7 protein-coding genes are annotated in these 10,812 nt (G+C 60.4%); 6 read left to right on the top strand and 1 reads right to left on the bottom strand.

The window, feature by feature from the left end; translation table 11 throughout:
• The 3 genes from HR9077_RS15850 to HR9077_RS15840 all read left to right on the top strand — a co-directional run.
• Positions 1–724 (top strand): GNAT family N-acetyltransferase (locus HR9077_RS15850; protein WP_136068023.1); only part of this gene is annotated, 724 nt, incomplete at its 5' end.
• 26 nt (positions 725–750) lie between these two features.
• Entirely contained in the window at positions 751–2,049 is a 1,299-nt protein-coding gene (locus HR9077_RS15845) for a lysine N(6)-hydroxylase/L-ornithine N(5)-oxygenase family protein (RefSeq protein ID WP_136068021.1), read from the top strand.
• A 505-nt stretch (positions 2,050–2,554) separates the two neighbouring features.
• Positions 2,555–3,448, top strand: coding sequence for an ABC transporter substrate-binding protein (locus HR9077_RS15840; protein WP_168380973.1), 894 nt, complete (start codon positions 2,555–2,557; stop codon positions 3,446–3,448).
• 243 nt (positions 3,449–3,691) lie between these two features.
• Here HR9077_RS15840 and HR9077_RS15835 read toward each other — a convergent pair whose 3' ends face one another.
• Positions 3,692–5,479 carry an ABC transporter ATP-binding protein gene (locus HR9077_RS15835; protein ID WP_244613303.1) on the bottom strand — a complete coding sequence of 596 codons (1,788 nt, stop codon included), beginning with the start codon at positions 5,477–5,479 and terminating at the stop codon, positions 3,692–3,694.
• A gap of 781 nt (positions 5,480–6,260) precedes the next feature.
• On the opposite strand from HR9077_RS15835, the gene HR9077_RS15830 reads away from it, so the two are divergent.
• The 3 genes from HR9077_RS15830 (at position 6,261) to HR9077_RS15820 (ending at position 10,593) form a co-directional block, all read left to right on the top strand.
• A complete protein-coding gene (locus HR9077_RS15830; protein ID WP_136068015.1) occupies positions 6,261–7,205 on the top strand; it encodes an alpha/beta hydrolase in 945 nt (314 codons plus the stop codon).
• A 169-nt stretch (positions 7,206–7,374) separates the two neighbouring features.
• Entirely contained in the window at positions 7,375–9,549 is a 2,175-nt protein-coding gene (locus tag HR9077_RS15825; RefSeq protein WP_136068013.1) for a TonB-dependent siderophore receptor, read from the top strand.
• 186 nt (positions 9,550–9,735) lie between these two features.
• Complete coding sequence (locus HR9077_RS15820) at positions 9,736–10,593, top strand: N(5)-hydroxyornithine transformylase PvdF (RefSeq protein ID WP_136068011.1); 858 nt, start codon at positions 9,736–9,738, stop codon at positions 10,591–10,593.
• The last annotated feature ends 219 nt before the right edge of the window (positions 10,594–10,812 follow it).

Genomic DNA, 10,812 nt, shown 5'->3' with positions numbered 1-10,812 from the left:
CTTCCCGCACCCCCGCCTCTGGCTTGGCGATGCGCGCCCGCCCTACCCCGTTCGCCATGTGTTCACCGAGGGCAGACGCCACCCCCTGCGCCCCGACACGCCGAGCGGCACCGTCTACCGGCGCTACCTGCCCTGGCTGGGCCGCACGCTGAGCCTGCGGGTGCTGGAGATCGAACGCGATCTGGACGCTTTCCACCGCTGGATGAACGACCCGGCAGTCGCCCATTTCTGGCAGGAAGAGGGCGACCTGGCCCAGCACCGCATCCGCCTGGAGCGCACCCTCCAGACCCCCGGCATCGTTCCCCTGATCGGCTGCTTCGACGACGAGCCGTTCGGCTATTTCGAAACCTACTGGGCCAGGGAGGATCGCATCGCCCCCCATTGCGATGCCGGCGACTTCGACCGGGGGTGGCACGTGTTGATCGGCGAGCCCGAATTCCGCGGGCGCCCCCACGTCGCCGCCTGGCTGCCCTCCATCTCGCACTACCTGTTCCTCGACGACTGCCGCACGCAGCGGCTGGTGATCGAGCCCCGGGCGGACAACGCCAGGATGATCGGCAATCTCGCCAAGTGCGGCTATGCGCTGCTCAAGGCGTTCGACTTCCCCCACAAGCGGGCCATGCTCGGCGTGCAATTGCGCGAGCGGTTCTTCAACGAACTCGGTTGGATCCCCCAGCCGCCCCACCCGGGGTCGGTTCCACGGCCCGATCCACGATTCAACTGACAAGCCACTCAGCCACGAGGACTCTCATGCCTATCCACGACCTGATCGGTATCGGCTTCGGCCCCTCCAACATCGCCCTGGCCATCGCCCTCGAAGAACAGCGCGATGACGCGCTCGACGCCTTCTTCATCGAACGCCAGCCCCGCTTCGCCTGGCACCCCGACATGCTGCTGGAAAACGCCCACATGCAGATCTCCTTCCTCAAGGATCTGGTCACGCCGCGCAACCCGGCCAGCCGCTACACCTTCCTGAACTACCTCCACAGCAAGGAGCGCCTGCAGGATTTCATCAACCTGCAGACCTTCTTCCCCAGTCGCCACGAGTTCAACGACTACCTGGCCTGGGTGGCCTCCCACTTCGAGGCTCGTTGCGCCTATGGCGAGGAGGTCGTCGAGGTGCTGCCGCAGCTACAGGGCGACGACGTCGAACTGCTGCGCGTCTGTTCGCGGGATGCCAACGGCAACCGCCACGAGCGCCTGACCCGCTCACTCGTCGTCGGCGTCGGCGGCGCCCCCAACATTCCCGCCTGCTTCGCCGACCTCGCCTCCGACCCGCGCGTCTTCCACTCGAGCCATTACCTGCGGGACCTGAAGCGTCAGCACGATCCAGGGCGCGTTGCCGTCATCGGCGCGGGCCAGAGCGCCGCCGAAATCTTCCTCGACCTGCATGGCCGCGCAGGCATCCAGGCGGATCTCATCACTCGCGCCTGGGCGTTCAAGCCCTCCGACGACAGCCCCTTCGTCAACGAGATATTCAACCCCGAGTACACCGACTACGTGTTCAACAACCCCACCGGCCAGCGCGAAGCGCTGATGCAGGAATACAAGAGCACCAACTACTCGGCCCCCGACCTCGACCTGATCCAGCAGATCTACGACGTCTTCTACCAGCAGAAGGTCACCGGCGATCACCGCCATCGCTTCCGCCGTCGCCATGAAGTCACCCGGGCGGTCTCGTCGGACGACGGCATCCGGCTGGATATCACCGAACTGGACAGCGGCGTCACCGACACCGCGACCTACGACGCCGTGGTGCTGGCCACCGGGTACCGGCGCGACATGCACAAGACCCTGCTCGACCCGCTGGCCCCCCACCTCGACGAGTTTGCGGTCGATCGTCACTACCGGGTGTTCACCCCGCCCCACTTCAAGCCGGCGATATTCCTGCAAGGCTGCTGCGAACCGACCCATGGACTGAGCGATACGCTGCTGTCGATCCTGGCCGCCCGGACCCAGGAAATCTGTGACGTCCTCGACGAAACGTTACCGGCGGAACGCTCGGGACAGGTGACGCCCCCTTCTCCCGCCCTGGCGGGCACGAGCTGACGCGCTTCCCAGCCACCCGGCCGCTCCCGGCGGAGCGGCCCACAACGCCGAGAACCGCCCCCACCACCGGGCAGTCCAATCTTGACATCGAGCGCGCTCGAAAAAATAATAACGATTATCATTTTTAAGGACCTGAGACACCTCGTCCCCCGACGTGCCCTCGAATCGCTACGAGACGTCAGCGAGCAAAGCCCAGGGCGAGGTGCGTAGCCAAGGCAAGTGTTGGCTAAAGAGCAAGATGGGCTCGCATGCGGGTGCATGGCGTTTCAATGCGCATCTTGATAGGAGGCCGAGCCGGACTCACGCCTAGGTCGATTTTCAACGCCGCATGGCTGCGCGTAGGCAGTCTTCAGCCAACACCGGTAACGCCTCTGCATGAACGAGCCAGTGTCCATTGATTGAGCGACGCCATCATCGAGGTGCCGCCTTACAGAGACTCCAGGGTGCCGGCATGACCGTAAGGCCCAAAGAACACCGACCTCGTCGTCGGACAACGAGGGCCCCTATGACGGCCCTCCTGATCGCCTGGCTATGCCTGGGCAACGTTGCCATGGCAAGCGATGATGAGAGCAAGGTTTCCTTGGCGACTTTCGATTTCGCCATCGCCGAGACACTCGATGCCATAGGGCACCCTCCCACCTTCGTTTCGGGCCTTGCCGGCTACGAGACCTATTCCCGCCAGCCCGACATCATTCCGACCGCGACCGATCTGGGTTATCGTCATCTCCCTAACCTTGAGCTCCTTGCGAGCCAGCCCCCCGATGCGATCCTGATCTCCCCGCCCGCTCATGTGAACCTGATCCCCAAGCTCCGCAAGATCGCCGACGTCAAGGAGTACCCGCTTTACAACAATTATCCGGGGAAAGCCGCTATTGACCATTGGCAGATTCTCGAAGACTTGACGCGCAAGCTTGGCGCCTTGACCAAGGACCCGGCCGCAGCAGAACAGTACATTGCACGAACCGACAGACACTTCGATGCGTTGATTAACCGCTTGGGAAACGTCGACTCACCCCTGCTGGTCGTTCGCCTGATGGATGAGCGCCATGCGCGCGTTTACGGACATGGCAGTGTGGAAGGCATGGTATTAAAACGTCTCGGACTCCATAACGCCTGGGAAGGAAAACTTGGCCAGTGGGGGTTCATGACAGTCACGGCACGAGCCTTGCTGGATATAAAAGCCAGAATCGTCTTCCTCGATAGCCCTTACGACCCGCCTGGTGGGCAGCGCAAGTTACTCCGGAAAGGTCTGTGGCAACACTGGCCGAGTGTCCAGCGCAACGACTATGCCATCCTGTCGCTCGACTACTGGTCGTGGGGAGGCTTACCGGCCGCCCGACGCTTCGCGAACAGTCTCGTCGACGGCCTGACCGACAAGAGCGACACCGGCGACGTTTGACGCCCCTTCTCGGCCGGTTATCGATAAGCCATCTGGTCCAGCCAGGGTGGCGCCATACGCCTGCGCCACCTTCCCGAGCTCAAGCGATAAGCGCATCAAACGTCGGATCCATTCGACCCGAGAAGTCGCTAGAAGCGATATGTCGATAACATCGAGATGCCCTACCTCCAGACGCCGTCACGGCACGAGCGATTGCCTATCTCCCATCGAAGCCTGACGGGTATCTAGAAGGCCCAGGACGATTCAGGAGGAGGCATCAGCAGCCTCGATCTCCCCGGTCTGCACCCGCCACTGCGCGGCGTAGCGGCCATCCCGGGTCAGCAGTTCGGCATGGGTGCCACGCTCAACCACGCGACCGGCATGCACCACGGCGATCTCATCAGCATGCACGATGGTCGAGAGGCGGTGCGCGATCATGATTACCGTGCGGTCGTGGCCAATCTTGGCCAATGAACGCTGGATGGCGGCTTCGGTCTCGTTGTCCACCGCGCTGGTGGCTTCGTCCAGGACCAGGATCGGCGGGTCCTTGAGCAATGCCCGCGCCAGCGACAGGCGCTGACGCTGCCCCCCGGAGAGCCGTACGCCGCGCTCGCCGACCGGCGTATCCAGCCCCTGCGGCAAGGCCTGGATGAAGTCCCATGCCTCAGCGGTTCTCGCCGCCTCGACGATCGCGGCTTCGTCGGCCTCGGGCCGGCCATAGACGATGTTGTCACGCACCGAGCCCTCGAACAGATAGACCTCCTGGCTGACCAGGCCGATGGCACAGCGCAGCGAGATCAGGCTCAGCCCGCGAACCGGCTGGCCATCGATGCGGATCTCGCCACTCTGGGAATCATGGAAGCGCAACAGCAGCTTGATCAGGGTTGACTTACCCGACCCGGTAGCACCGACCAGCGCCAGGGTGTTGCCCGCCGGCACCATCAAGTCGATATCGTTCACTCCCTCGCCACTATTCGGATAGTGGAAGCTCACCCCGGCAAACGCCACTTCGCCGCGTATCGGCTCGACCAAGGCTTGGCCGCCGTCATCGCGTATCTGGATCGGCGTGGCCAACAGGTCAAGGATACGCCAGGTACTGGCCATGGCACGTTCGAAAAGATCGATGACCTGGGCCAGACCGGTCAACGGCCACAACAGCCGCTGGGTGAGAAACACCAGAACGCTGTAAGCGCCCACATTGAGATCGCCTTTCAGCGCCATCATGCCGCCCACCGTGAAAGTAGCCAGGAAGCCAGTGAGGATCGCCATGCGGATTACCGGAATGAACGCCGAGCTGATACGAATCGCCCGACGATTGGCCTCCACATAAGCCTCACTGGCCTGGCGCAGTCGCTCGGCCTCACGGGCCTCGGCGGTGAAGCTCTTGATGGTAGCGATGCCAGCGAGGTTGTTGGACAGGCGGCTTGCCAGATCGCCGACCTTCTCGCGCACGTCGGCGTAGAGCGGCCCGGCCTTGCGCTGGAAGAAGAACGCGCCCCAGACGATCAGCGGAATCGGCGTGAACGCGAGCAACGCAATCAGCGGCGAGAGCACGAAGAACACCACGCCCACTGTCACCACGGTGACCGCGACCTGGATCATGGCGTTGGCGCCGCCGTCGAGGAAGCGCTCGAGCTGGTTGACGTCATCATTCATGGTCGCCACCAGCTGGCCGGAACTCTTCGATTCGAAGAAGTCCATGTCCAGGCGCTGGGCGTGCTCGTAGGTATCCTGTCGCAGGTCGGCCTGTAGCCGTTGGGCCAGGTTGCGCCACAATATCTGAAACAGGTATTCGAACAACGACTCGCCGGCCCAGATGAGGAAGGTCAACACACCGAGCACCAGGATCTGCTCCTGGGCGGACTCGAAGCCCAGCCGGGCGACGAAGCTATGTTCCTGGTTGACCACTACGTCGATGGCCACCCCGAGCAGGATCTCCGGGGCGATGTCGAACAGCTTGTTGATGATCGAGCAGGCTGTGGCGGCGATGATATGTCGCCGGTACCCCCGGGCATAGCGGAACAGGCGTCCCAAGGCCTCGAAGCTCTTCATGCTTCTCTCCATGACAGTGCGACAGTTCTCCGCCCGGCCTCGCGGGGCCTCCGGGCGGAATGGGGCGGCCACCCATTTCATCCGGTAGGGGCGAATGATTCACGACATGCGAAGTCCCTATTTTCTCTATCCAACACCTCCTGCGACGTTTGCCGCGGAGGGATGTTTATGCCCGGCGATCTTCGGCTCCATCATGAGCCCATCTCTTAAACAAAACTCATTCCCATTCGTCTCACATCCAAGAGCTATCCAGCAAGCACGCAAGCGACTTACCGGCATCATTCCGGCTTCGAGAATACTGCATGCATATCCATGGTCCGATCGGTATCGGCTACGGCCCCTCTAATAACATTGCCCTGGCCATTGCCCTTGAGGCACAAGACAACAGCGGCCATACGGATACTACCCGCTACGACGCCGTGCACTTGGCCAACGGCTATGTGCGCAATATCCACAAGGCGCTGTTCACCCCGCTAGCAGAGTACCTGCCGGAATTTGCTGTCATCACCATTACCAGCTCTACACCGTGTCTCATTTCAAGCCAACGTTCCTCCTGCGGAGCTGCTGTGAGCCACACCATGGCCTCAGCGATACGCTGCTGTCGATTCTGGCCGCACGCCCCCCATGAAATCTGCGAGGTGCTCAACGAAACGCTGTCAGCAGTACGCGCGTCGCATGCGAACCCATCGGGTTCGTCACTGCTGGGCACGGCCTGCTCGCTACCAACCCCCATGGCCGCTCCCGGCGGAGCAGCCCACGAAACTGAGACCCACGACACACCATGGCCCTGCACCCCGATATCGCCGCTTTCCTGGAACTGGTCGCCGACAGCGGCAACCCGCCACTCCATACGCTCACACCGCAGCAGGCCCGCACCGCCTACGAGACCTCGTCGCAGATGCTCGATGAGCCACCCTCCCCCGGTGCGACGACGCTGAGCGTTACGTGCCGCGATGGCCACCGTCTCGAGCTACGCCGTTATCAAGGCACGGACATCCTTTCGCCCACCCTGCTCTACTTTCATGGCGGCGGCTACACCCTGGGCAGTCTGGACTCCCACGACACGCTGTGCCGTGCCATCGCACGGGAATCCGGCTGTACGGTGCTCGCCGTCGCTTACCGCCTGGCGCCAGAGCACAAGTTCCCGACCGCCTTTCACGATGCACAGGATGCCTATCTCTGGCTGCTGCAACATGGCACCGAGATCGATGTCGACATCACGCGAATCGCCGTCGGTGGCGACAGCGTGGGCGGCACCCTGGCCACCGCCCTGTGCCTGGCGGCTCGCGACAACGGCTGGCCCCCACCACGCTGCCAGGTCCTGCTCTACCCTTGTACCAGCGCCTGGCAGGACAGCGAATCACATCGTCGCTACGCCCAGGGCCACCTGCTAGAGGGGGATACCCTGCAGTGGATGTTCGGCCACTATCTGAACAGCGACGCAGACCGGCTCGACTGGCGCTTCGCCCCGCTGGAGGCCAGCGACCTGACAAAGCTCCCACCGGCATTCATCGCCCTGGCGGATCACGATCCACTGATCGACGAAGGCGTCGCCTATGCGAATCGACTACAGGCTGACGGCGTGGACACCCAGCTAACGATCTACCCGGGCATGATTCACGATTTCGCGCGCCTGGGCGGCATCGTACCCGAGGCCGCCCAACAGGCACGCAGGGATATCGCCCAGGCTCTGCGGCAGTACCTGTTCAACAGTTGCCACGCCTGAAAATCGCCGGCTGGCGGCGCTATGCCGCGTCTTCTCCCTCGGCCACGACGGCAACGCTCGGGATTGCATTGAGTGGGGAAGCGAGGCATATTGAAATACGAATAATAACAATTATCTTTTACAAGCCAAAAAAATCAACATCCAAGGGATGTTCCTAGGGAAGTCAACGATGTCACATCCTCTACTACGCAGACACCGACTCACCATTGCCATCGGCATTGCCAACATCTGTGCCACAGCCCTATTGGCTGCTCCCAATGCGCTCGCCCAGGGTCACTCGACACAGGACTCAGAGAATGACGAGTCCGCTGTCACATTGCCGACGCTACAGGTGACGGAAAGCCGCCTCTACGAAGAGGCCTACGGCCCCGTGCAGGGCATCGCCGCCACGCGTAGCGCCACGGCGACCAAGACCGACACACCGATCATCGAGACGCCACAGTCCCTCTCGGTGGTGAGTAGTGAGGAGTTCCGCGACTATGGCGCGCGAAACTTCACCGAAGCGCTGGGCTATACCGCTGGAGTCTCCAGACAAGAGGGAGCCGACCGCACCACCGAAGTAATGCGCATACGGGGTTTTAGGGTCGGAACCACATACCGAGACGGAACCAAGTATCAAGCCAACATCTACGACGGCCAGCAGGAACTCTATGGCCTGGAGCGACTGGAGGTACTCAAGGGGCCTTCCTCTATCCTCTATGGCGTGGCTTCCCCCGGTGGCGTGGTCAATGCCGTCAGCAAGCGCCCCACCAGCGAGCCCCTGCGCGAGATCAATCTCCAGGCCGGCAGCTTCGACCGGCGCCAGATCTCCGCGGACTTCTCCGATGCCCTCGACGAGGAGGGCGTCTGGTCCTATCGCCTCACCATGCTGCATCGCGACAGCGATACCTTCGTCGATCATGTGCCCGACGACCGCACCTACATCGCCCCTGCCTTGAAATGGCAACCGACCGATCAGACGTCGCTCACCCTGCTCAGTGAGTACCAGCGCGACCAGACCGCCTATGTCTACGGTCTGCCGGCCAGCGGTACAATCCTCTCGAATCCCAATGGGAAAATTCCACGAGACCGGTTCATAGGCGAGCCCGATTTCGACGACTTCGACAACGAACGCTACTCCTTTGGCTACCTGTTCGAGCACGACTTCTCCGACAACCTCCACTTGCGCCATAGCCTGCGTAGCTTCCACGCCGATCGGGTTTACGACAACATCTTTCTCGGTTCGAGCAGCGATGGGCGTGTCTATTCCAGAACCGCCCAGGACCGACACGATACCTCCAGGGCACTGACTGCGGATACGTCCCTGCAGTACGACTGGGAGGCTGGAAATACTTCCAACACCACCCTGATCGGCTTCGACTACACCCGCCGACGTCACGAGACCGAGCGCTACAATCGCACGGCCCCGTCGCTGGATCTCTATGACCCTATCTACGGCAAGGAGGAACTGGGGGAGCCCATTCCTTTCGCCTACTCTAGCAAGCAACGCCATGAGCAAGCGGGTGTCTATTTACAAAACCAGATGAAGATCGCCGACAAGTGGGTACTGTTGTTGGGCGGACGTCAGGACTGGACCGAGGATGAAACCTCTCCCTATTTTGGTCCCACCGACTGGAGTCGCGAAACGGACGATGCGTTCACGGGACGCATCGGAGGCGTTTATCTTGCCGATAATGGCCTAGCGCCTTTCATCAGTTACAGCGAGTCTTTCGAGCCCACCAGCGGCACGGGTCGCAACGGAGACCGATTCGAGCCGACGCGTGGCAAACAATATGAACTCGGGGTCCGTTACCAACCCGAGGGTTGGGACACTCTCATCACCGCCACCGCCTATGAATTGACTCAGGAAAACGTGCTCGTCACCGACCCCGTCGACACCAGCTTTCAAGCCCAACTGGGCGAGGTCCGTTCTCGCGGTATCGAGCTGGAAGCCAAGACGGCAATCGGGCCCAACGCCAACCTAGTCGCCGCCTATGCCTATACGGATGCGCGGACGACCGAAAGCAGCCCCGCGACGCCAGACATGGAAGGCGAACGAACAGCGAACACCCCTTATAACCAGTTCTCGGCATGGGGCGACTACCGCTTTACCGACTTCGGCCTACCGGAACTCAAGATTGGCACCGGGATACGCTATGTCGGTTCGACCCTCGGTACCTGGATCGATGGAGAGGTCCCCTCCTTCACCTTGTACGACGCCATGGTCAGCTACGAAACAGGCCACTGGACCTATGCACTGAACGCCACCAACCTCACGGATGAGAACTATATCGAATCCTGTACCTATGGGTGTTTCTATGGTGAGCCAAGAAACATCACCGGCACGGTAAGTTACCATTGGTAAAATGCCCGTAATGACAGCATGACAGGCAACACTCAAACCGTCATGTAAACAGAAAAAAGCAAGAGGCATGGCTGAGCGCCTTGCCTCTTGTTGCAAGAAAGTCACAACTTCCAGAACGACAAGAAAACAACGCGCACTCAAAAATAAAAAACCCCACACTCCCAATCATAACTCGGCGGTATTGCCATGGAAAAAATAAAACTAGCCTATGTACTTTCCTTGAGAAATGCTGCCGCTGACAGCGCAGGACAATGTGTTGAAATAAAGGGAAAGAATCAGTACATGCAGTCGCCTTTAGAGTACTTGTCCAGGACTCTCAACGAGACGCCGTTAGGTGACACCTACTCGCTGGAAACAGTGATTCATGACGATGATGAAGATCACAGCAAAGATCGGGAAAAGCTCGAGAAATATGGTTTCTCCAGACAGCCTGGAAAACCATGGTTCTTCCCCCCGGACATGACTGTTCAGGGGCATCATATCGATGATCTGCTATTCTCGATACCATCCACGTACCGACGTTACTCGATGGCCTCTCCCGAGAGAAAGTCAGGAAAATCGTCTTTCGAGAAAAGTTTGTCCAAGAAGTTGGTGGAAACGGGCGCAGAAATTATCGTACTCGATGGCCTCCTCGTCATTCTAGACGAGATCGTTCGCCCGGAGAGCCCTTTTCACCGAAAGATATTCAACATCCACCCAGGCATTACCCGAGAGGAATCCCCCTACAAAAGACGTGGAGCCTATGCAACTCTTGATGCACTACACGGCGCCAGAGGAGAAAGGGTCATTGACTGGGAAACCATGGAGACCGAACCTTCCCCCTTGATCAGCAAGACAGGAGCCTCATTCCACTACGTGGACAATGGCATTGACTCCGGCGAAGTACTCCATGACGTACTGAACACCGATATAGATCCACGAGACAATATCATGGAATTGCGCTGGAACAACTTTAACTGCAGCCTGTTCCCGGCTCTCCATCAAGGTCTTGAAGAATTGGCCAAACAGCGATCCCAAAATTATGCGATGACTTCGGCCGGTTGACTCCTGTTGTGACCAGGAACGTAACGGATGGCGCACGTCTTTCCTCCTGCGAATCCACTGTAGATATCCGACGTTGTTCACTACCGTTCAGATACAGGAGTACCCCCGTGGCACAGACATCCGATTCCCGCAGGCGCCCCATGCTCGGCATGTAGCTGCGCGAGCGCTTCTTCAGCTAACACAACGGGGTTCCTCACCCCCCCTCACCCCCCCTCACCC

It is taken from the genome of Modicisalibacter radicis, assembly GCF_900961225.1.
GTDB lineage: Bacteria > Pseudomonadota > Gammaproteobacteria > Pseudomonadales > Halomonadaceae > Modicisalibacter.
This window is presented reverse-complemented; position numbering and strand designations above follow the sequence as displayed.

Excerpts from the sequence above, each read along its gene's own strand:
- HR9077_RS15845 (WP_136068021.1), top strand. The coding sequence starts at position 751 with ATGCCTATCCACGACCTGATCGGTATCGGCTTCGGCCCCTCCAACATC.
- HR9077_RS15840 (WP_168380973.1), top strand. The coding sequence starts at position 2,555 with ATGACGGCCCTCCTGATCGCCTGGCTATGCCTGGGCAACGTTGCCATG.
- HR9077_RS15835 (WP_244613303.1), bottom strand. The coding sequence starts at position 5,479 with ATGAAGAGCTTCGAGGCCTTGGGACGCCTGTTCCGCTATGCCCGGGGG.
- HR9077_RS15830 (WP_136068015.1), top strand. The coding sequence starts at position 6,261 with ATGGCCCTGCACCCCGATATCGCCGCTTTCCTGGAACTGGTCGCCGAC.
- HR9077_RS15825 (WP_136068013.1), top strand. The coding sequence starts at position 7,375 with ATGTCACATCCTCTACTACGCAGACACCGACTCACCATTGCCATCGGC.
- HR9077_RS15820 (WP_136068011.1), top strand. The coding sequence starts at position 9,736 with ATGGAAAAAATAAAACTAGCCTATGTACTTTCCTTGAGAAATGCTGCC.